This is a genomic window from Mesorhizobium sp. M1C.F.Ca.ET.210.01.1.1, from assembly GCF_004791585.1.
Classification (GTDB): Bacteria; Pseudomonadota; Alphaproteobacteria; order Rhizobiales; family Rhizobiaceae; genus Mesorhizobium.
Genome location: NZ_SRUU01000001.1, coordinates 79,498 through 100,352, shown reverse-complemented (window position 1 = coordinate 100,352; position 20,855 = coordinate 79,498). Strand labels below are relative to the sequence as shown.

The following is a 20,855-nucleotide window of genomic DNA, read 5'->3' as shown; positions in this document are numbered from 1 at the left end:
GTGCCCCTCACAAACAGGCCTCGCAGATCGCAGCGATATGGCGCCTGTCCGTGCCGCAGCAACCGCCGAGCACAGCGATGTGGCCGAAGCGGTCTCGCATGGCGCGATAGCGCCGGCCGAGATCGACGGGATCGCCCGGATCGAGTTCGGTCGCCGCATCCAGCTCGGCATGGCTTTTGGCGGACGCATTGGCCCGCACGCCACGAACACGCCTGATCCAGCTTCCGCCACCGGCAAGAACCGCATCGAAATGGCTGGGGTGCGCGCAGTTGATCATGAAATAGGCCGGCGCACTGTCGGTTTCGTCGTCAACGGTTTCGATGGCATCTTTCAGGCTTTCGCCCGAAGGCAGGCGCCCATCCGTTTCGACCGTGAAGGAAATCACCGACTGGAGCCCCGCTCCTGCGGAGGCGCGAGCTATTCCCGCAGCCTCCTGAGAATAGGTCATGGTGATGGCGCTGACCATATCGGCGCCAGCATCGCCGAACGCCTTGACCTGATCGCGGTGATAGCTCTCGGCCTCTGCGGGCGTCATCACCGTTTCGACGCGGTAACCATCGCCACGCGGCCCGACCACCCCATTCACCAGCACGGTCATGCCGCGCGCCGCATAGGGCGCGGCCAGCGCCCGTGCCCATGACACCGCCTGCATATCTATACTCGCCAGCGCCCTCTTGGAGAAGCCGAGAATTTCGCCCCAGTCCGGATTGGCGCGCCAGGTCGGCGTATCGAGCACGAAGCCGACGCCGTATTTGTCGGCGATGTCGAGATACTGGCGGAAGTAGCGGTCGAGCCTCTCCCGACCCTCCTCCTCGCCAAGCAGCGGAAAGGCGGCGAAGGAAGGCAGATTGATGCCGTCCAGGAACACAAGTGAGGTTTCGAGGCCGCCATCCGTCAGGAGAACGGCGTCGCTGAGCTCACGAAGATCGATCTTCGCACCGGTCATCGCCGTGCCCGGTTAGACCTGCCATATTGGCCATTATAGCACCTGACGGCGAGTTCACCATGTCGTTTGGGTAGTGGGCCGCGGAGGGATGACAAGCTTGTCCGCACAAAGATATGCGCTTACTCTATGCGCATAAAGAGGTAGGCCATGCTCCAATCGACTGGAAAGTCAAAGCGCAAATCCGTCAACACCTCGATCGATTCCAGATTGATCGAAGAGGCTAAGGCGTTGGGCATCAATATGTCCCGTGCTGCCGAGCAGGGAATCGCCAAGGCAATTTCTGCCGAAAAGACGCGCCGCTGGCAGGAGGAGAACAAGCAAGCGCTCGAAAGCTCCAACGACTACGTTAAGCGCAACGGTCTGCCTTTAGCCAAATACCGGCTATTTTGATGGCCCGATATGACTTCTACCGATATGCGGGAAGCGGCGGTTATCTCCTCGACGTCCAGTCCGACCTGCTGGAACACCTCGACACCAAGGTCGTCGTTCCGCTTCTGCCGCCCAACATGGCACCCTTGCCGGCTCGCAGGCTGAATCCAATCTTCAGGATTGATGGCGAGGACCATGTGATGGTCACTCAATTCATGTCGGCTTTGACGGCTTCCGAACTGCGGGCGGCAGAAGGGAATCTCGCCAGACATCACGACGACATCGCCGCCGCCCTTGATATGCTGTTCCAAGGCTTTTAGGCGGCGACGCCTTCCTCACCCCGACGTCTTCGCCGCCCAGGCCTTAAGCGCCTCGTCAAAGACCTTCTCGCCGGGAATGCCCTTTTCCATGGTGAGCAGGGCGCGGCGTCCGGTCTTGTAGACCACCGGCACGTCGATCCAGGCCTGGCCCCGAAGCAGCGTCAGGTTGGCGTCCTCGTCTGCCTTGGTGTCGTTGAGCGCGACGAGGAAGAAGCCGTCGGCGATCTTGGCCGGAATGCCGATCAGCGGGCTGCCGGCATCCTGTTCGGAGCTCTTCATGGCGATGCGCAGGATGTTGTCGACGCCGCCGCCGTCAAACCCTTCCGGCGTCAGGAAGATCATCTCGATGATGTGGCTGGCCGGCAGGGTCTGGTCGGTGTTGCGGCGGATCGTCATCCTGAGCTGGATATCCTTGCCGGGTATCGTCGCCTCGGCGCGGATCGCCGGCTCCGGCGGCAGGTCGCCGCCAGGCGATTCCTGCACCAGCGACCAGACGATGCTGCCGGGCTCGGCGGTGCCTTGCTGCGTGCTGGTGCGCTCCTCATAGAAGATCGCCTTCTGGCCGACCGGCACGGTCGCTTCCGCCGTCGCGGGCGCGGGCGCGGGCGTGGTTCCAGACGCGGGTGGTGTCGTGCCAGCGGCAGGCGGCGTGGCCCCGGCGGCGGAAGGTGCGGTCCCGGCGGCCGGCGCAGGCGGATTGGCGGCGGCGGCGGCTGGCGCCGCCGGCGTTCCCGCGGCAGGTGGTGTCGCGCCCGGCGTCGGCGAAGCCTCGGCCGGTGGTGTGCCGGCGACGGGTGGGGTCGTCGTCGCAGGCGCAGCCGGCGGCGGCGTGGTCAGCGCGGCGACCGATTCGCCCTCGCCGATGGTGCTCTGCCCGCCGGCCGGGCCGGGATCGACCTCCTTGCCTTCAGGGGTCAGGCGCTGCGTGAACTTGGGTGCTTCGGCCGGCTCGTTGGTGCCGGCAGCGGGCGGCGCGGCCGCCGTCTCGGTGGCCGGCTTAGCCGGGGCGGGCTTGACCAGGGGCTCGGTCGAGACCGTCTTGCTGCCGCCGCCAAGGCCAAGCATCGAACTGAAGGCATTCTTGTTCAGCCAGATGCCGTAACCGCCTCCGGCCAGCACCAGCAACGCGACAACGGCCGCGATCAAACCGCCATAGCTGCGTTTGCGCTGCGGCGCCTGCAGCCGCTGGAAAGTGTCGGCCGGCTGCTCGTCATTCGCGAACACGTCGCTGCCGTCGTCCGGCGCGGCGGCGTTCATGCCGGGCAGGCCGACATCGTCTTCGCGCGGCGAGGGCATCGGCGGCGGTGTCGCGGGCACCTTGTGCCAGCCGCCGGGCTCCGACTGTGTTGCCCCTTGCCAGCTTGGCTCAGTCTTTGGTGGGCTTTGCCAGCTCGGTTCCGCCTTCACCGGTGCCGGCACAGGCTTGAAAGGCTCTGGCTTGGCCGGCTCGGGTTTTGCCACCGGCGGCTGCCGGACGTGGCTCGGCTGGTTCTTGTTGCGGTCGATCGACGAGAAGATATGCTCCAGCTCCGCCAGCGGATCTTCTGCTGGAGCCGGCTTGGGCGCCGGAGCGGGCATGGCATACTCCCGCTCGACGCTGGAAATGGCGTCTTCGAGCGAGCGCTTCTGCTTGCCGATGACATCGGCGGACAGCGGCGGGGAATAGTTCGCGAGCTTCTTCGCCAGTGCCGTACGCGCATTCTCGTAGATCCGCTTGCGCAGCTCGGACGAGGGCTCGCCGTACTTCTCAAGCTGCTTTTTCAGAACACCAACGAAATCTGCCATGCGTCCGTCGACCTGCAATTCTTTCCCCGGCGTCGCCGCAAATCAGCCGTAACGCCAGGAAGGGCTGTGAAACTAGTCTTGAAACGGATCGGTCACAAGTATCGTGTCGTCCCGCTCGGGGCTGGTGGAAAGCAACGCGACCGGGGCGCCGATCAGTTCCTCGATGTAGCGGACATATTTGACGGCTTGCGCCGGCAGAGCGTTCCAGCTCCTGGCGCCGGCCGTCGTCCCCTTCCAGCCTTCGAGCGTCTCATAAACCGGCTCGACGCGCGCCTGCGCGCCCTGGCTGGCCGGCAGATAGTCGATCAGCTCGCCATCGAGCCGATAGCCGGTGCAGACCTTGATCTCGTCCAGCCCGTCAAGCACGTCGAGTTTGGTGAGCGCGATGCCCTTGATGCCGTTGACGGCCACCGCCTGGCGCACCAGCACCGCGTCGAACCAGCCGCAGCGGCGCTTGCGGCCGGTGACGACGCCGAATTCGTGGCCGCGCGTGCCGAGGAACTCGCCGATCTCGTTCTTCTGCTCGGTCGGGAACGGGCCTTCGCCGACGCGCGTCGTATAGGCCTTGGTGATGCCGAGCACATAGCCGATGGCGCCGGGACCGGTGCCGGAGCCGGCGGCCGCCTGTCCGGCCACCGTGTTGGACGAGGTGACGAAGGGATAGGTGCCGTGGTCGATATCGAGCAGCGTGCCTTGCGCGCCCTCGAACAGGATGCGCTCGCCGGCGCGCCTTTTGTCGTCGAGCACTTTCCAGACCCGGTCCATGTAAGGCAGGATCTCTCCGGCCACCGAGGTCAGCTCCTGCATGATCGCCTCATGCGTCGCTTCCGCATGGCCGAGCCCGCGGCGCAGCGCATTGTGGTGCGTCAGCAGCCTGTCGACCTTCAGGGGGAGCGTTTCCAAATCCGCCAAATCCATCACCCGGACGGCGCGACGGCCCACCTTGTCCTCGTAGGCGGGGCCGATGCCGCGGCGGGTCGTGCCAATCTTGGTTCCGGAATTCGAGGCGGCGTCTTCGCGGAATCCGTCCAGTTCCCGGTGCAGCGACAGGATAAGCGCGGTGTTTTCGGCTATTTTCAGGCGTTCCGGCGTCACGTCCACGCCCTGTTCCTTGAGCTTCGCCACCTCCGCGACGAAGGCATGCGGGTCGAAGACCACGCCGTTGCCGATAATCGACAGCTTACCCTGCCTGACCACGCCTGACGGCAGGAGCGACAGCTTGTAGACCTTGCCGTCGACGACCAGCGTATGACCTGCATTGTGGCCGCCCTGGAAGCGCACGACCACGTCGGCACGTTCCGACAGCCAGTCGACGATCTTGCCCTTGCCTTCGTCGCCCCATTGCGAGCCGACGACCACCACATTGGCCATGTTCTTTTCCCTTGAGATGCCGCCCTGGCGGCTTGAAACGACAGGCCTCTATAGCGTCATGCGCCGGCCGACGCGACCCTTTCTTTGCCGCCGAAACCGGCCTGAGGCACAACAAATTCCGGCTTTCGCATCATTTACTTGCGGCGGCCGGCGCAATAGGCCGGGCCTGGATACCCGAACGCGCCTCCGCGCCGGAGCCGAGATGCATCGAGCCGCATATCTTCTCCTTCTCTCCACCATGCTGCTGTGGGGCGGCAATTCCGTGGCCGGCAAGCTTGCCGTCGGCCACGTTTCGCCGATGACGCTGGTTTTCCTGCGCTGGGTGCTGGCGGTGGCGATCATGCTGCCGATCGGCTGGCGGACGCTGTGCGAGGATTGGCCGAGGATGCGGCGACATTGGCTCCTGCTCGCGGGCCTCGGCGCCGGCGGTTTCACGATCTTCAACGTCATCTTCTACACGGCGCTGAACTACACCACCGCCATCAATGTCTCGATCGAGCAGGCGGCCATACCGGTTGTCATCATTCTTGCCAATTTCATGCTGTTCCGGCTGCATGTGCGGCGCCTGCAGGTCATCGGCGTGGCGCTGACCATCCTCGGCGTTGCCCTCACCGCGAGCCATGGCGATCTCGGCCAATTGCTGAAGCTCGATCTCAATTTCGGCGACGCGATCATGCTGGTCGCGGTTCTCTGCTACAGCCTCTATTCCGTGGGGCTGCGCCTGAAGCCGGCCATCCGCTGGCAGGGCCTGATGCTGGCTTTGTCGTTCGCCGCCCTTGTGACCTCCGTGCCTTTCTTCATCTGGGAAGTGGCGGCGGGCCGCGCCATCGCTCCAGACGCGCGCGGATGGGCGGTCGCGTTCTACACCGCGCTCGGCGCCTCCGTCGTCTCGCAGATGTTCTACATCAGGGCCAATGAGCTGATCGGCGCCAACCGCGCCGGGCTGTTCATCAACCTGGTGCCGATCTTCGGCACGCTGCTTTCGGTGCTGATCGTCGGCGAGAGGTTTGAGCTCTATCAGGGCCTGGCACTTGTGCTCGTGTTCGGCGGCATTGCGCTCGCCGAGTACAGCGGCAGAAGGGCAACCCTGCAGGCGCCGCAACATCCTCTGCTGAATGTGTCAGGCAACGATTGACGGTGGCGATGCAAGGTCACACCCGGCTTCCCTGCCGGTGAGGTATTGACTTAAGGAGGAAAGGCTTCGCACGCCGCAACTCGCGAGGCCTTTTTGATGACTTGTCAATCGGCGCCGACGTCGAACCGCAGCGGCTTGGCCGAGTCGATCGACTTGTGCGCCCGCAGCTGGTCGAGCACCTTTTCCGGAAACGGCGCGTCGAGATAGAGCAGCGCGATGGCATCGCCGCCCGGCCGGTTGCGGCCGAGCTGGAAGTTGGCGATGTTGACGCCGTTCTCGCCGCAGACAGTGCCGAGCAGGCCGATGATGCCCGGCGCGTCGGCATTGGTGGTGTAGAGCATGTGCTGGCCGACCTCGGCGTCGAGGTTGATGCCCTTGATCTGGATGAAGCGCGGCTTGTGATCGGAGAAGCAGGTGCCGGCGATCGAGCGCGTCATATGCTCGGTCGTGACGGTCAGTTTGATGTAGCCGTCGAAGACACCCGACTTGTCGCGCTTGACCTCGGCGACGATGATGCCGCGCTCCTTCACCATGATCGGCGCCGACACCATGTTGACGTCCGAGACCTGCGGCCGGATCAGGCCTGCGAGCGTGGCGCTGACCAGCGCGCGGGTGTTCATCGTCGCGGTCGAGCCATCGAACAGGATCTCGACCTCCTTGATCGGATCCTCGGTGACCTGGCCGACAAAGGCGCCGAGCACTTCGGCGAGCTTGACGAAGGGCTTCAGCCGCGGCGCTTCTTCCGCCGTTATCGACGGCATGTTGATGGCATTGGAAACGGCGCCCTTGATCAGGTAGTCGGCCATCTGCTCGGCGACCTGCAGCGCGACATTCTCCTGCGCCTCGGTGGTCGAGGCACCAAGATGCGGGGTCGCCACGACATTCTCCAAGCCGAACAGCGGGTTGTTCTCCGCCGGCTCGACCTCGAAAACGTCGACGCCGGCGCCAGCCACCTTGCCGCTTTTCAGCGCCGCGACCAGGTCGGCCTCGACGACCAGCCCGCCGCGGGCGCAATTGATGATGCGCACGCCGTCCTTCATCTTGGCGATGGCGGCCGCATCGATGATGTTGCGCGTCTTGTCGGTCAGCGGCGTGTGCAAGGTGATGAAGTCGGCGCGGGCGAAGAGCTGGTCGAGCTCGACCTTCTCGACGCCGAGCTCCTCGGCGCGGCTATCCGACAGGAACGGATCGAAAGCCACGACGTGCATCTTCAGGCCGACGCCGCGCGTGGCAACGATCGAGCCGATATTGCCGCAGCCGACCACGCCCAGCGTCTTGCCGGTGATCTCGATGCCCATGAAGCGGTTCTTTTCCCACTTGCCGGCATGCGTCGAGGCGTTGGCCTCCGGGATCTGGCGCGCCAGCGCGAAGATCATCGCCACGGCATGCTCCGCCGTGGTGATCGAATTGCCGAAGGGCGTGTTCATCACGATGATGCCCCTGCGGCTTGCCGCCGGGATATCGACGTTGTCGACGCCGATGCCGGCGCGGCCGACGACCTTGAGCCTGGTTGCGGCATTGATCAGCTTTTCGGTGACCTTGGTCGCCGAACGGATGGCGAGGCCGTCATACTGGTCGATCACTTCGAGCAGCTTTTCCTTGTCCTTGCCGAGATCGGGCAAGTAGTCGACCTCGATGCCGCGGTCCTTGAAGATCTGCACGGCGGTGGTTGAAAGTTTATCCGAGACGAGAACGCGGGGCGCCATGGCGGACTCCTTGAAGGGAATTGGATCTGTCGGGAAATGGCGGCCCGCGGGCCGCCATGGAGCTCAGGCCGCGGCCTTGAGCGATGCCTTCTGCGCGGCGAAAGCCCAGTCCAGCCAGGGCAGCAGTGCTTCGAGATCGGAGGTCTCGACGGTGGCGCCGCACCAGATACGCAGGCCAGGCGGCGCATCGCGATAGGAGCCGATGTCGTAGGCGACACCTTCCTTGTCGAGCGAAGACACGATGCCCTTGGCGAAGGCCGCCTGAGCGTCGGCATCGAGCGCCGCGGCATCCGGATCAGTGAAGGACAGGCAGACCGAAGTGTTCGAACGCGTCGCCGGATCGACGGCCAGATGGCCAAGCCACGGCGACTTGTCCGCGAACCGGCCGAGCACTGCGGCATTGGCATCGGCGCGGGCAAAGAGCGCTTCCAGGCCGCCGATCGACTTCGCCCAGTGAAGCGCATCGAGATAGTCCTCGACGCACAGCATCGACGGCGTGTTGATGGTCTCGCCCTTGAAGATGCCCTCGATCAGCTTGCCGCCCGAGGTCAGGCGGAAGATCTTCGGCAGCGGCCAGGCGGGCTTGTAGGTCTCCAGCCGCTCAACCGCTCGCGGCGACAGGATGAGCATGCCATGCGCGCCCTCGCCGCCCAGCACCTTCTGCCAGGAGAAGGTCACGACATCGAGCTTCTGGAAGTCGAGCCTTTGCGCGAAGGCAGCCGAGGTGGCGTCGCAGATGGTCAGGCCGCGGCGCTCGGCCGGAATGAAATCGCCGTTCGGCACGCGCACGCCGGAGGTCGTGCCGTTCCAGGTGAAGACCACATCGCGGTCGAAGTCGATCTGGGTGAGATCGGGCAGCTCGCCATAGCCGGCTTCGAACTTGCGCACATCGGCGAGCTTGAGCTGCTTGACGACATCGGTCACCCAGCCGGCACCGAAACTTTCCCAGGCGACCATGTCGACGCCGCGCTCGCCGAGCAGCGACCACAGCGCCATTTCGACCGCGCCGGTGTCGGAGGCCGGCACGATGCCGATGCGATAGTCGGCGGGAACATCGAGGATCTCGCGCGTCAGCTCGATCGCCTGCTCGAGCTTGCCCTTGCCGATCTTGGCGCGATGGGAGCGTCCGAGCGCGGCAGCTTTCAGCGCCTCGGCAGACCAGCCGGGTCGTTTTGCGCAGGGACCTGAGGAGAAATTGGGATTTGCCGGACGGAGTCCGGGCTTGGTAAGCGTCGTCATCGTGGTCTATCCTTCCAGATAGTGGCCCCTCGTTGGGGAGGGGTGGCCCACGGACGGCGATATGCTTTCAGCCTTCCGGCGTCAAGAGCAAAGTTTTTGTCGCGGGCAGGATATTCGCTCCTGACCTGGTGCCGTTCCGAAATGAAAAACGGCGGACCACTGGATCCGCCGTCGACATTTCCCGGCCCGCGTCGCTTACCAGAGATCGTAGCGCAAGCCGAGCTTGACCTGGTGGTTGCTGATGCCCTTGCGGACAGGGAATGAATTCAGGCTGGCGGCGGTGACATATTCCGCGTCGGGGGCTGAAAAATACTGATAGCCCAGGTCGATCAGTACATTCTTCGAGACTTGGTAGGCAACACCCGCGTTCAAAGTGTAGGCGAGCGAATACTTCGCCTTGGAGCTCCGCTCGACAAAATCGTCGGTGTCGTCGCCGTTGGCGGTGAAGTAATTCGCCGAGAGCTCGTATTTGCTGCGGACGATGCCGACGCCTGCGCCGACATAAGGCGTGAAGCCGACATAGGTGCCGAGATCGACGTAGCCGTTGAGCATGCCCGAGATCGCATTGTTCTTGAGGCTTGCCGATGCCACGGTCGGCTGTGCCGCGGTCCCCGTGTCATCGTAGCTGAAGCTGAACTTGTTGCCGGGCAGATAGCCAAGGTTGAGATCGGCGCGGAGATAATCGTTGAAATGATATCCGAAACCGATGCTCGCGAAATACGCGTCCTCGCTCTCGCTTTGGCTCGCGGGCGTGAAGGTGAAATCCTGGTCCCGGAAGCTCTTTTGCGGCAGATAGGAGACGTCGCCGCGCAGATACCAGCCCGAGCCCACCTCGACCGGCTGATAGTCGGGCGCCTGGTCGACATAGATCGGCGGATCGTAGTCGGCGGCGAGCGCCGGGGTCAGCGGCAGAAGGACGGCTATGGCAAGCGCTGACGCGATACGCGATTTGAGTGTCATGGTCCCCGGCTCCTGAAATTGGCGCCCGCCGCGAACGCGAGCGCCGTTTCAAGGAGCCATTGTTAACCATAGTGGTTAAGTGCCGGTTAAGGATAACAGGCGGTTACCGGATTGATTTCGATGCAATTTTACCAACCGCGCAAAAACGAAACCGCCCGGCGGGCGCCGGGCGGCTCGCAAATTTCAGGACGCGGAAGAGACTACTTGGTGTAGATCGGCTCCGGTTGATAGGCAACCACAGGCGCTGCGCAGCCATTATTGCCGCCAAACTGATAGCGCAGACCGCCGCGCACCTCGTGCGTGCTGATACCGTGGTCGAAGCCCGGACCCGAGCTGGTCGTATCAAACTCGAACATGCGGCCGCCCTGGATGTGGCTGAAGCGGTAGCCTGCATCGAGGATGACCTTGTCTGTGAGGCAGTAGGAAGCGCCGGCCATGAGTGCGTAGGCAAAGCGCCAGTTGGTCGACCCGGGGTTGGTCTCGGTGGTGTTCGGATCGCGGACAGTGTCCCACTTGATGCGCGCGCCGCCGATACCGGCGCCGATATAAGGCGTGATCCCGTGCCACGTGCCGATATCCACATAAGCATTGGCCAGCAGCAGCAAGGCGCTCATCCTCGAGACCTCGGTCGACGTTGTGACGAGATCCGAGGTCTGGCCGTTGAAGTCTGACTTGAACCAGTAGTCGGCAGTCAGATCGGTGCGGAAGTAATCATTGATCTTGTAGCCGACGCCGCCGCCGAGCGAGAACCCGCCCTTCAGATCGCCGAAATCGAAATCGTTGGTGCCGGGCGGCGGGCCGTAGGTGATGTAGTCGATGCTGCCCAAATTCGACCAGTGATAGTCGATGTCGCCGCGGATATACCAGCCGCCGACATCGACCGGCTGCGCCTCGACGACCGGCGGCGGAGCTTCCTCAACCGGTGGCGGTTCCGCGATATCCGCTGCGAAAGCCGGTCCTGCCAAGCCCGCGAACAGCGCGGCAAACAATGCCATTTTTGCTGTATTGAACATGCTGTCACCCCTAAGAAGCCTCGGGACGACACCGCCCGAAGTTGAACCTCGGCATGGATAATGAATTGCAAAGGTTAAAAGCCGTTTAACCCTACCGATTAACCACGAATCTCTGCAATTTTAGAGGGTATGCCGTTGTCAGGCTGGCAAGGGCGCACGAAAAAGCCCGCCGGGCGGCGGGCTTCCACAAGCGCGACGGGCTTTGGCTCCGGCCTTCGTCAGGCGGCGCTGCGGGTTTCCGAGATGATGCCGACGATATCGTTGACGACGGTCTCGACCAGTTGCGGATCGTCGCCTTCGGCCATGACGCGGATCAGCGGTTCGGTGCCGGAGGGGCGGATGACCAGGCGGCCGGACTTGCCGAGCCGATTGCGCGCCTCCTCGATCGCCGCCTTGACCGGCGCCTCCTCCAGCGGCTTGCCGCCGGAGATACGGACATTCTTCAGAAGCTGCGGCACCGGCTCGAACTTCTTCGACAGCTCGCTGACCGGCCGGTTCTGCCGCTTGATGCAGGCCAGTACCTGCAGCGCCGAAACCAGGCCGTCGCCGGTGGTCGAGAAATCGGAGAGCACGATATGGCCGGACTGCTCGCCGCCGACGTTGAGGCCGTGCGCGCGCATGTGCTCGACGACGTAGCGATCGCCGACCTTGGTGCGGTGCAGTTGCAGCTTCATGTCGCCGAGGAAACGCTCGAGGCCGAGATTGGACATCACCGTGGAGACGACGCCGCCGCCCGCAAGCCGCCCGTTCTGGTGCCAGGACTCCGCGATCAGCGCCATGATCTGGTCGCCGTCGACGATGGCGCCGTTCTCGTCGACGATGACCACGCGGTCGGCGTCGCCGTCGAGCGCGATGCCGATGTCGGCGCGCACCTCGTGCACCTTCTTCTGCAGGCCGGCCGGATGGGTCGAACCGCACTCCTTGTTGATGTTGAAGCCGTTCGGCTCGACATTGATGGCGACCACTTCGGCGCCGAGCTCCCACAGCGCCTCGGGCGCCACCTTGTAGGAGGCGCCGTTCGCGCAATCGACAACGATCCGAAGCCCGGACAGCGACATCGAGCGCGGCAGCGTGCGCTTGGCGAATTCGATGTAGCGGTCATGCACGCCGTCGACGCGCTTGGCGCGGCCCAGCCCGTCGGAATCGGCAAGCGCCAGCTCGATGTCCTTGTCGAGCATACCCTCGATGCGCTCCTCGATCTCGTCGGAGAGCTTGTAGCCGTCGGGGCCGAACAGCTTGATGCCGTTGTCGTAGTACGGGTTGTGCGAGGCCGAGATCATCACGCCGATATCGGCGCGCAGCGAGCGCACCAGCATGGCGACCGCCGGTGTCGGAATGGGTCCGAGAAGGAACACGTCCATGCCGGCCGCGCACAGGCCCGACACCATCGCATTCTCGATCATGTAGCCGGAAAGCCGCGTGTCCTTGCCGAGCACGACGCGGTGGCGATGATTGCCGCGCTGGAACGAAAGCCCGGCGGCCATCCCGACCCGCATGGCGACCTCGGCCGTCATCGGAAACCTGTTGGCGCGTCCGCGGATACCGTCGGTGCCGAAATACTGCCCTGCCATGCCTGCCAAAGTCCCCGTCGGTTTTCAACCGCACGTAATGCCACAATTGGGCCGCACCCGATCATCACATTTCGTGATTATATATTACCATTCCTTAGAAAATCATTGTCGCGGGCGGTTCAAGTGATTCGACAGCCTATCACGACCTCTCTCTGTAGCGGCAATATACCAACCGAGGCGAGCTTTTCTGCGCAGAGCCGCCCGTCAGACTTTGTTTTGCGCGACCGGTTCGCAAGCAATTCATCACCTTATCGGGAGGAACACACTTTGTGACGATATCCGCGCTGGAACCATCTGGCGCAGTCTGAAGTTGAGAGCTATTGATTCGGTATAGGGACACCACTTGGCGGCAGCAAGGGAGAAAACGCCATGCTTATTCATAGACTTGCAACGTTGACGGGCATCGCCGTCGCAACCTTGTTCCTGGCGGCGCCGGCCAACGCGCTGACCATGGCCGAGTGCAGCACCAAGTACAACGCGGCCAAGGACGCCGGGACGCTCGCTGGCCAGACCTGGAACCAGTTCCGCAAGGCGCAGTGCGGCAGCGATGCCTCCGCCGCGACCGACACCAAGGCGGCGACGGACACCAAGGCAGCCGAAACCAAGCCGGCCAAGAAGGCCAAGGAGATGACCGCCGCGGCAACCGCCGACAGCTCGGCCAAGGGCCTGACCGCCAAGGAGTGCAGCGCCAAGTACCAGGCCGCGAAGGCCGCCGGCACCCTGAACGGCATGAAGTGGAACGACTTCCGCAAGACCGAATGCGCGGCCGGCGCCACCGCGGCAGCGACCGACACGAAGCCTGCCAAGGCGACCAAGACCGCGACCACGACGACGGCGACTGAAGGCGGCAAGGGCCTGAGCATGGCTGAATGCAGCACCAAGTATCAGGCAGCCAAGACCGCCAACAAGCTCAACGGCATGAAGTGGAACGACTTCCGCAAGGCCGAATGCGGCGCCGGCGCTGCCGACGACGACACCGCGCCGGCTCCGACCGAGGCGACATTCACCAAGGAACCGGCGAAGCCGACCGCAGCCGCGCCGAAGGGCGTGACCTTCCCGACCGCCATCTCGCCAAAGTTCGCCACCGAGACCCCGGCCAAGGGCCGCATGCATACCTGCCTCGAGCAGTACTATGCCAACAAGGACGCCAACACGCTGAACGGCCTGAAGTGGATCCAGAAGGGCGGCGGCTTCTACAGCCTCTGCAATGCCAAGCTGAAGAGCTGATCTCCTAGGCCAGTCAAAAAAGAGCCCGCGCATTGCAAGATGCGCGGGCTTTTTGTTTGGCCTCAGCTGCCAATCTCCCCCTTTGTGGGGGAGATGTCCGGCAGGACAGAGGGGGCGCGAAGGAGCTCCACGCTTGCAAAGGCGACGGTTGCTTCGCCTCACGGAAGTAGGGGAGCGCGAGAACCCCGCCTGCAAAGCGCCCTCTCTCGCCTTCAGTGTGAGGAACCAAGACCGACACGATGGGGGAATTTGGACGTCACGCCGGCTTTCGCCAATCGCGAACGCCATAAAGCGCTAGGTCGCTCCCGCCCCAAAAGGAAAACGCCGCGGTTTGATCCGCGGCGTTTTCTAATCAAATCAGGCGTAAGACCTACCCCTGCGGCTGCGGCTCCATGCCGCCTTCGGGCTCGGGGCCCTTCTTGCGGCGGCCGCCGGTGCCGGCCTTCGGCACGGCCGAGCCGCGGCTGGGCGGCGTGTCGTCGCCGAGGTCGCGGGCGGGCTTGTGGCCGGCGATCAGCTGCTTGATCTCTTCGCCGGTCAGCGTCTCGTATTCGAGCAACCCTTCGGCCAGCGCGATCCAGTCCTTCTTCTTCTTGGTCAGCACAGTCTTAGCGGTGGAGTAGGCGTCGTCGATCAGCCGGCGCACCTCGGCGTCGATGATCTGCGCCGTCTCTTCCGAGATATTCTGCTGGCGCGCCACCGAATGCCCGAGGAAGACCTCTTCCTGGTTGTCGCCATAGGCGACATGGCCGAGCTTGTCGGAGAAGCCCCAGCGCGTGACCATGGCGCGCGCCAGCTTGGTCGCCTGCTCGATGTCGGAGGAGGCGCCGGAGGTGATGTTCTCCTTGCCGAACTTGAACTCCTCGGCGACGCGGCCGCCCATCATGATCGCGAGCCTCGAGATCATGTATTTGTAGCTCATCGAATAGCGGTCGCCTTCCGGCAGCTGCATGACCATGCCGAGCGCGCGGCCGCGCGGAATGATGGTCGCCTTGTGCAGCGGGTCGGCCGTCGGCACGTTGAGCGCCAGGATGGCATGGCCGGCCTCGTGATAGGCGGTCAGCTCCTTCTCGGCCTGCGTCATCGCCGACGAGCGGCGCTCGGCGCCCATCATGATCTTGTCCTTGGCGTCCTCGAACTCGGCCATGGTGACGAGCCGCTTGTTGCGGCGCGCCGCCATCAGCGCGGATTCGTTGACGAGGTTCATGAGGTCGGCGCCGGAGAAACCGGGCGTGCCGCGCGCAATCACCTTGAGATCGACATTGGGCGCCAGCGGCACGTTGCGCACATGCACCTTGAGGATCTTCTCGCGGCCGACGATGTCGGGATTCGGCACCACGACCTGGCGGTCGAAGCGACCGGGCCTGAGCAGCGCCGGGTCGAGCACGTCGGGCCGGTTGGTGGCGGCGATCAGGATGATGCTCTCATTGGACTCGAAGCCGTCCATCTCGACCAGCAGCTGGTTCAGCGTCTGCTCGCGCTCGTCATTGCCGCCGCCGAGGCCGGCGCCGCGATGGCGGCCGACCGCGTCGATTTCGTCGATGAAGATGATGCAGGGCGCGTTCTTCTTGGCCTGGTCGAACATGTCGCGCACACGGGATGCGCCGACGCCGACGAACATCTCGACGAAGTCCGAGCCGGAGATGGTGAAGAAGGGCACGTTGGCTTCGCCGGCGACCGAGCGGGCGAGCAGCGTCTTGCCGGTTCCGGGAGGGCCGACCAGAAGCACGCCGCGCGGGATCTTGCCGCCGAGCCGCTGGAACTTCTGCGGATCGCGCAGGAACTCGACGATCTCCTCGAGATCCTCCTTGGCCTCGTCGACGCCGGCCACATCCTGGAAGGTGACGCGGCCATGCGCCTCGGTCAGCAGCTTGGCCTTCGACTTGCCGAAGCCCATCGCTCTTCCGGAGCCGGACTGCATCTGGCGCATGAAGAATATCCAGACGCCGAGGATCAGGATCATCGGCAGCCACGAGATCAGGTAGCCGAACAGCGAGTTGGAGCCGTCGGTTTCAGGCCGCGCGTTGATGGTGACGTTCTTGTCCTGCAGCCTGGAGACCAGCGACGGATCGCCGGGTGAATAGGTCTGGAAGCCATTGGCGTTGTCCGTGTAGTTGCCCGAGATGCGGGCACCGGCGATGGTCACGCTTTTGACCCGGCCGGACGCGACATCCTGCAGGAACTGCGAATAGGCAATCTCGCTGGAGGCACCGCGCGTCTGCGGCGTCTGGAAAAGGTTGAACAGGGCGATGAGCAGGACCGCTATGATCGCCCAGAGCGCGAGGTTGCGATAATTCGGATTCATCTATTGTCCTGTTGGCGTCCGCGTGCGGACCCACGATGGTGATGGAAGCTTTGGTGCCTAACATAGGGAGAGCGCCTGTCCTTGCCAAGCATAACAGCACTCCTCGGTTAAGCTTTCGCCCATGCTCCGTCGCGATCATGGCCGCGAAAAGGCAATGGCGGCAGCGGCGGCGCGCCGATCAGCGCGGCGACGGCCGCCGCTGGCTCGAGATCGAAGGACGGCAGGAAGCGGGCGAAAGGCGACACCACCGCCACAGTCGCCATCGGCGGCGGCGCGGTGCCGCCATCAGCAAAATCAAGGCGTTCGCCGCCGCGCCACAGCGCAGGTTCGGCGGCCAGCGCCCTGCGCAGCACGCTTGCCGGGACGTCACTTTCCTGGGCAAATCGTTTGGCCGCGGCGAACCCCGCCGGCGCGATCACCAACCCGCCCGATCTGTCGCTCAATGTGATCTTGCGCCGACCGTCCCAAAGGGCCTGGTTCTCTGCAGGAACGGCGGGCAGATTGCGCGCCTCGCGATAAAGGAAGATGCCGGTCCGGCGCGCATCGACCACGGTCCGCGACAATGTGGCGCAAAGCATCCCGGAGCGCAGGCGCCGGTACAGCGCCCGGCAGCGCGCCTCGTCGACGAGGAACGGGACGCCGCCGATCGTGGCGAGCAGGATGCGCAGCGCATAGACGGCCGTTTCGTGGTCTTCGCCAGTGGCGAAATCGCGATCGAGGCGGATGAGCCCTGAAGCCGGCCGGCTGGCGAAGGTTCCGATCAGCGCGGCCGCGCGGCGGCCGAGCTCCTCGCGTTCGGCGGCCGCCTGCCCAGCCTTGGCGATCGCCTGCGCGAAGCGCGCCTCGCCGTCGCCGCCCGCTAGCGTGATGCGCAGGCGCGGGCGCTCGAAACGCTGGTCGACATTGGTCGGATCCTCGATCCAGCCGATGCCGCGGCGCTTCAGCATGTCGCGCAATGCCGCGCGCCGCGTGCCGAGCAGCGGTCGGCCGATCCATGTGCGCCAGTCGTGGAGCGTGGCGGGCGCCATGCCGGCCAAGCCGCGCGCCCCCTCGTCGCTAGCCCCTTCGACGCGTGCCTCTTCATTGCGGGCTTGCCGCATCAGCACCGTCTCCGCCTGGTCGTCGGCGGTGTGGCCGGTCAGGACCAGGCGGATGCCCTGCGCTTCGGCCGCCTCGGCCAGCAGTCGGTAGCGCGCCTCGCGCGCGGCGGCGGGCACGCCGGTCGACGGCTTGGGGCCGGACCAGACGAGCGTGCGATGCGCGATGCCGTTCTCGGCGCAGAGCCGGGCCACGGCTTGCGCTTCAGCCGCCGATCCTGGTCTGAGATCATGGTCGATCGTCACTGCAAGCAGCCGTGCCGCCGGCAGGATTCGGTCGAGGTAGTGTTTGAGGAGGAAGAGAAGGGCGGTCGAGTCACTGCCGCCGGACACGGCTGCTACGGCGCCGTTGGAAAAGTCGTAGTCTGAAAAAAGACGGTCCGAAAGATCAGGCTCGGTGTCGAGCATCAGTGCATGTCGTCCAGAGTTGGTCCCGGTCGGGGGACAACGGCATGCAGGCTAGCACGATGCCAGGGCCTTTTCCTGCTTGATGCGCTCCTTGAGCGTGCCGGAAACATCTGGATAGCGCTTGCCGATCTCGTTGAAGGTGGCGCAGGCCACGTCGTTCTGCTTGAGGCCGACCAGCGACACGCCGAGCTTCAGCAACATGTCGGGCGCCTTCTTGGCCTTCGGATATTCCTTGCTTGCCGCCAGGAAGACTTCCGCGGCATCGCGGTATTTCTGCTGGCCAAGCAGGGATTCGCCAAGCCAGTAATGCGCATCCGGCGCCTTGGCGTCCTTGGGGAAGCGGGAGATATGGTCGCGGAAACCCTGCTCGGCGGTGGGATAGTCGCCCGACAGGATGAACTGGTAGGAGTTGCGGTAGAGCTCGTCCGGATCGTTGGTCGAGGGCAGTGAAGCCATGACCGTGCCGCCGGACTTCTTTCCGCTCTTGCTGGCGGTCTCCGCGGAAGGCGCGTTTGCCGTGGCGGCGGGAGCTTGCGAACCCGCCTGCGGATCGGATTCGGCATTGACGACATTGCCGTTCTTGTCGACCGTGATGGTGCCGAAGGTCTTCGGCGGCGCGCCGGTGATCAACTTGCCCGGGTCGCCGGTCTGCGATTCGACGATGACGTCGCCGACGCTCTTGCCGCCGCCGTCCTGCCCGCCCGTGGCGGCGGGGGGCTGCGTGGCCGGGGCAGCGGCAACGCTGGTGCCGGTGCCGCTGTCGCCGCTGCCTGAGTCGCCCACATTAGTGTTGCCGTTGCCGGTATTGCCGTCCTGCGGCGCGGCCTCGGACTTCTTCTGGCCGGTCGGCTTGGCGCCCTGCGAGCCGCCTTCGAGCTGCTGGAAGCGGAACTCGTTGTCTTCCTGCTGCTTGCGCATCTGCTCCTGCATTTGCAGGATCTGGAAATTGAGCTCCTCGATCTTGCCGTTCATCTGGCGCAGCTGGTCTTCCACACCGGTCATGCCGGCGCTGTCCTGCTGCGCCATCTGAGCCTGCTCAGGCTTCTTCTTGTCGCCGAAGATGCCGAGCGTCGGCAGGTGGAAGGTAAACCCGCTGTCCGAGGCTTGCCCGCTGTCCGCCGGGGCGGCGACGCCTGCGATGCTTGATACGAGCAGCAGCGCAAGCGTGCCGCTCAGGACCGTTCTGAAATGCATTCTATCTCTCGCCGTGAAATCTGTTGGCCTGATGCGCCTTTCCAAATCGGAATGGGAGGAAGCGCCCTCGCGCTCATAGCAGGACGCGAGACTTCGGCCAAATTTTGTTTCAAGCCGTCGCACACGAAAAAGGCGGCCCTGAGGCCACCTTTTCATCTGTGCGATGTTGTATTTTTGTCGCCCGACGGAGTGTCAGGAGCCGGCGCCCGAGAGCGTGGTAACGGCGCGGCGGTTCTGCGACCAGCACGAGATGTCGTCGCAGACGGCCACCGGGCGTTCCTTGCCGTAGGAAATGGTCTTCAGGCGGTTGGCGGCGACGCCCTTGGAGACCAGGAAGTCGCGCGTGGCGGCGGCGCGGCGGGCGCCCAGCGCCAGATTGTATTCGCGCGTGCCGCGCTCGTCGGCATGGCCTTCGATGACGATGGCATACTGCCGGTACTGGTTGAGCCACTGTGCCTGGCGGCCAAGCGTCGTCTGCGCGTCAGCGCGGATCGACGAGGAGTCGGTGTCGAAGAAGATGCGGTCGCCGATGTTGACGGTGAAGTCCTGCGCGGAGCCGGGCGTGGCGGCGCCAGCGCCGTTCAGGCCGAGATCGGCCGCGCTGTTCGGGGTCTTCTTCGAGGCGCAACCGGTGATGGCAAGCGCTGCCACCAGCGCGATCATCGCCGGATTTCTGGTAAGTGCTGCGATACGGCCCATGCCGCCTCTCCTTCGCATTCGAGTGATTTCGTTGATCACCCAGTAACCACGTTTGGGTTAACCGCTGTTCAAGAAACACGGTTAATTTTTCGTTTCGAGCCGCCGTCCTCGGCCGATTTTGCCCGGCGCACAATGCGTGCGGACCGTAGGCGGAAATGCGGCCAAAACGCGACCGGCTTGTGAAAAAGAGGCCGGAAAAGCCCCTTTCTCGGTCGTTCAAAAAGGAGAAGGCGCTACTCCAGCAGCGGCGACCAGGCCGGGTCCGAGGCGAAGTTCGACGTCGGGATCGGCTGTTCGTTGCGGCCGGTGAGGTCGACCGTGACCAGCTTCGGCCCGCCGGCAGAGTCGCGGAAGAACATCAGCACGCGGCCGTTCGGCGCCCAGGTCGGGCCTTCCTGCTGGAAGCCGGAGGACAGGATGCGCTCGCCAGAACCGTCGGTCTTCATGACGCCGATCTGGAACTCGCCGCCGGACTGCTTGGTGAAGGCGATGAGGTCGCCGCGCGGCGACCATACCGGCGTCGAATAGACGCCGTCGCCGAACGAGATGCGGTGCGGGTTGGAACCGTCGGCGCCCATGACGTAGATCTGGGAACGTCCGCTGCCGCCGCCGCGGTCGGAGGTGAAGACGATCTGCGAGCCGTCCGGCGAATAGGACGGCGAGGTGTCGATGGCGACCGAATCGGTCAACCGCGTCGTCGAGCGGCTTCTCAGATCCATGGCGAAGATGTTGGAATTGCCGTCGTCGCGCAGCAGGCTCATGATCACCTTCTGGCCGTCGGGCGAGAAGCGCGGCGCGAACGTCATGCCGGGAAAGTTGCCGACCAGCTCGCGCTGCCCGGTCTCGATCTGCAGCAGATAGACCTTCGGCTGCCCGCTCTCGTAGGACATGTAGGTGATTTCCTGCCGGTTCGGCGAGAAGCGCGGCGTCAGCACGATCGAGCGGCCGTCCGACAGATAGCGCACATTGGCGCCGTCCTGGTCCATGATGGCGAGCCGCTTCTTGCGCACGTTCTTGGCACCGGATTCGTCGACGAAAACGACGCGGGTATCGAAATAGCCCTTTTCGCCGGTCAGCCGCTCATAGATCGCATCGGCGATGATATGGGCGACGCGCCTGGTGTTGGCGTCGTTGGCGAAGAACTGCTCGCCCGCCATCTGCTGGCCGGCAAACGTATCCCACAGCCGGTACTGGGCGCGGATGCGGCCGTCGGCCTCCTTGCCGACGCTGCCGGTGACCAGCGCCTGGGCATTGATCACCTTCCAGTCGTCGAAGCGCGGCGTGGCGTCCGGGCCCGATATCTTCTCGATGAAGGCGCTCTTGTCGATCGGCGCGAACAGGCCGGACCGCTTCAGGTCGGCCGTGACGATCTCGGTGATCTGGGCGCCCAGCGCATCATTGGACTGGAAATCCGTAATGGCGATCGGCAGCGGCTCGACATTGCCCTTGTTGACGTTGAGCTCGACGAGCGCCCAGGCCGGCAAGGTGGCGCCGGTCGTCATGCCCAGCG

17 protein-coding genes are annotated in these 20,855 nt (G+C 64.4%); 4 read left to right on the top strand and 13 right to left on the bottom strand.

Annotation, left to right across the window (positions count from 1 at the left end; translation table 11 throughout):
• Nucleotides 1-7: 7 nt before the first annotated feature.
• A complete protein-coding gene (locus EN853_RS00520) occupies nt 8-946 on the bottom strand; it encodes a homocysteine S-methyltransferase family protein (protein ID WP_127857341.1) in 939 nt (312 codons plus the stop codon).
• Nucleotides 947-1,093: 147 nt separating this feature from the next.
• Between EN853_RS00520 and EN853_RS00515 the strand changes: the two genes are divergently transcribed.
• Both EN853_RS00515 and EN853_RS00510 read left to right on the top strand, forming a co-directional pair.
• Nucleotides 1,094-1,336: a type II toxin-antitoxin system CcdA family antitoxin gene (locus tag EN853_RS00515; protein WP_127857340.1), complete on the top strand. Its 243-nt coding sequence runs from the start codon at nt 1,094-1,096 to the stop codon at nt 1,334-1,336.
• Entirely contained in the window at nt 1,336-1,635 is a 300-nt protein-coding gene (locus EN853_RS00510) for a CcdB family protein (RefSeq protein WP_127857339.1), read from the top strand. Before EN853_RS00515 ends, EN853_RS00510 begins: the two co-directional genes overlap by 1 nt.
• 15 nt (nt 1,636-1,650) lie before the next feature.
• Here the strand turns inward: EN853_RS00510 and EN853_RS00505 are convergent, their stop codons facing one another.
• Together EN853_RS00505 and EN853_RS00500 are read right to left on the bottom strand one after the other, a co-directional pair.
• Nucleotides 1,651-3,420 (bottom strand): hypothetical protein, encoded by a 1,770-nt coding sequence (locus EN853_RS00505; RefSeq protein ID WP_127857338.1) that lies wholly within the window; start codon nt 3,418-3,420, stop codon nt 1,651-1,653.
• 72 nt (nt 3,421-3,492) lie between these two features.
• Nucleotides 3,493-4,791 carry an adenylosuccinate synthase gene (locus EN853_RS00500; RefSeq protein ID WP_127857337.1) on the bottom strand — a complete coding sequence of 433 codons (1,299 nt, stop codon included), beginning with the start codon at nt 4,789-4,791 and terminating at the stop codon, nt 3,493-3,495.
• Between the two features lie 202 nt (nt 4,792-4,993).
• Here EN853_RS00500 and EN853_RS00495 point away from each other — a divergent pair, with 202 nt between their 5' ends.
• On the top strand, nt 4,994-5,926 hold the full coding sequence (locus EN853_RS00495; RefSeq protein WP_127857336.1) for a DMT family transporter: 933 nt from the start codon (nt 4,994-4,996) through the stop codon (nt 5,924-5,926).
• Between the two features lie 104 nt (nt 5,927-6,030).
• Here the strand turns inward: EN853_RS00495 and serA are convergent, their stop codons facing one another.
• The 5 genes from serA to glmM all read right to left on the bottom strand — a co-directional run bounded on the left by serA (nt 6,031) and on the right by glmM (nt 12,415).
• On the bottom strand, nt 6,031-7,632 hold the full coding sequence (serA, locus tag EN853_RS00490) for a phosphoglycerate dehydrogenase (RefSeq protein ID WP_127857335.1): 1,602 nt from the start codon (nt 7,630-7,632) through the stop codon (nt 6,031-6,033).
• Between the two features lie 63 nt (nt 7,633-7,695).
• Entirely contained in the window at nt 7,696-8,871 is a 1,176-nt protein-coding gene (locus tag EN853_RS00485) for a phosphoserine transaminase (protein WP_127857334.1), read from the bottom strand.
• A 195-nt stretch (nt 8,872-9,066) separates the two neighbouring features.
• Nucleotides 9,067-9,831 (bottom strand): outer membrane protein, encoded by a 765-nt coding sequence (locus tag EN853_RS00480; RefSeq protein WP_127857333.1) that lies wholly within the window; start codon nt 9,829-9,831, stop codon nt 9,067-9,069.
• Between the two features lie 200 nt (nt 9,832-10,031).
• Entirely contained in the window at nt 10,032-10,844 is an 813-nt protein-coding gene (locus tag EN853_RS00475) for an outer membrane protein (protein WP_127857332.1), read from the bottom strand.
• A gap of 218 nt (nt 10,845-11,062) precedes the next feature.
• Nucleotides 11,063-12,415, bottom strand: coding sequence for a phosphoglucosamine mutase (gene glmM / locus EN853_RS00470; RefSeq protein WP_127857331.1), 1,353 nt, complete (start codon nt 12,413-12,415; stop codon nt 11,063-11,065).
• Nucleotides 12,416-12,784: 369 nt separating this feature from the next.
• On the opposite strand from glmM, the gene EN853_RS00465 reads away from it, so the two are divergent.
• On the top strand, nt 12,785-13,642 hold the full coding sequence (locus EN853_RS00465; protein ID WP_127857330.1) for a hypothetical protein: 858 nt from the start codon (nt 12,785-12,787) through the stop codon (nt 13,640-13,642).
• Nucleotides 13,643-14,012: 370 nt separating this feature from the next.
• On the opposite strand, the gene ftsH is transcribed toward EN853_RS00465, so the two are convergent.
• The 5 genes from ftsH to tolB form a co-directional block, all read right to left on the bottom strand.
• A complete protein-coding gene (ftsH, locus tag EN853_RS00460) occupies nt 14,013-15,947 on the bottom strand; it encodes an ATP-dependent zinc metalloprotease FtsH (RefSeq protein ID WP_127857329.1) in 1,935 nt (644 codons plus the stop codon).
• A gap of 107 nt (nt 15,948-16,054) precedes the next feature.
• Nucleotides 16,055-17,452 carry a tRNA lysidine(34) synthetase TilS gene (gene tilS / locus EN853_RS00455; protein WP_127857328.1) on the bottom strand — a complete coding sequence of 466 codons (1,398 nt, stop codon included), beginning with the start codon at nt 17,450-17,452 and terminating at the stop codon, nt 16,055-16,057.
• 51 nt (nt 17,453-17,503) lie between these two features.
• Nucleotides 17,504-18,646: a tol-pal system protein YbgF gene (ybgF, locus tag EN853_RS00450; RefSeq protein ID WP_127857327.1), complete on the bottom strand. Its 1,143-nt coding sequence runs from the start codon at nt 18,644-18,646 to the stop codon at nt 17,504-17,506.
• Between the two features lie 192 nt (nt 18,647-18,838).
• Complete coding sequence (gene pal / locus EN853_RS00445) at nt 18,839-19,345, bottom strand: peptidoglycan-associated lipoprotein Pal (RefSeq protein WP_095816681.1); 507 nt, start codon at nt 19,343-19,345, stop codon at nt 18,839-18,841.
• A 233-nt stretch (nt 19,346-19,578) separates the two neighbouring features.
• On the bottom strand, nt 19,579-20,847 hold the full coding sequence (gene tolB / locus EN853_RS00440; RefSeq protein WP_245516792.1) for a Tol-Pal system beta propeller repeat protein TolB: 1,269 nt from the start codon (nt 20,845-20,847) through the stop codon (nt 19,579-19,581).
• Between the last annotated feature and the right edge of the window lie 8 nt (nt 20,848-20,855).

Bases quoted from the DNA above. Each gene is read 5' to 3' on its own strand.
- tolB (WP_245516792.1), bottom strand. From the start codon at position 20,847: ATGACGACCGGCGCCACCTTGCCGGCCTGGGCGCTCGTCGAGCTCAAC.
- EN853_RS00465 (WP_127857330.1), top strand. From the start codon at position 12,785: ATGCTTATTCATAGACTTGCAACGTTGACGGGCATCGCCGTCGCAACC.
- EN853_RS00505 (WP_127857338.1), bottom strand. From the start codon at position 3,420: ATGGCAGATTTCGTTGGTGTTCTGAAAAAGCAGCTTGAGAAGTACGGC.
- EN853_RS00495 (WP_127857336.1), top strand. From the start codon at position 4,994: ATGCATCGAGCCGCATATCTTCTCCTTCTCTCCACCATGCTGCTGTGG.
- glmM (WP_127857331.1), bottom strand. From the start codon at position 12,415: ATGGCAGGGCAGTATTTCGGCACCGACGGTATCCGCGGACGCGCCAAC.
- serA (WP_127857335.1), bottom strand. From the start codon at position 7,632: ATGGCGCCCCGCGTTCTCGTCTCGGATAAACTTTCAACCACCGCCGTG.
- EN853_RS00480 (WP_127857333.1), bottom strand. From the start codon at position 9,831: ATGACACTCAAATCGCGTATCGCGTCAGCGCTTGCCATAGCCGTCCTT.
- tilS (WP_127857328.1), bottom strand. From the start codon at position 17,452: ATGCTCGACACCGAGCCTGATCTTTCGGACCGTCTTTTTTCAGACTAC.
- EN853_RS00520 (WP_127857341.1), bottom strand. From the start codon at position 946: ATGACCGGTGCGAAGATCGATCTTCGTGAGCTCAGCGACGCCGTTCTC.
- EN853_RS00475 (WP_127857332.1), bottom strand. From the start codon at position 10,844: ATGTTCAATACAGCAAAAATGGCATTGTTTGCCGCGCTGTTCGCGGGC.
- EN853_RS00515 (WP_127857340.1), top strand. From the start codon at position 1,094: ATGCTCCAATCGACTGGAAAGTCAAAGCGCAAATCCGTCAACACCTCG.
- ybgF (WP_127857327.1), bottom strand. From the start codon at position 18,646: ATGCATTTCAGAACGGTCCTGAGCGGCACGCTTGCGCTGCTGCTCGTA.
- pal (WP_095816681.1), bottom strand. From the start codon at position 19,345: ATGGGCCGTATCGCAGCACTTACCAGAAATCCGGCGATGATCGCGCTG.
- EN853_RS00510 (WP_127857339.1), top strand. From the start codon at position 1,336: ATGGCCCGATATGACTTCTACCGATATGCGGGAAGCGGCGGTTATCTC.
- EN853_RS00500 (WP_127857337.1), bottom strand. From the start codon at position 4,791: ATGGCCAATGTGGTGGTCGTCGGCTCGCAATGGGGCGACGAAGGCAAG.
- ftsH (WP_127857329.1), bottom strand. From the start codon at position 15,947: ATGAATCCGAATTATCGCAACCTCGCGCTCTGGGCGATCATAGCGGTC.
- EN853_RS00485 (WP_127857334.1), bottom strand. From the start codon at position 8,871: ATGACGACGCTTACCAAGCCCGGACTCCGTCCGGCAAATCCCAATTTC.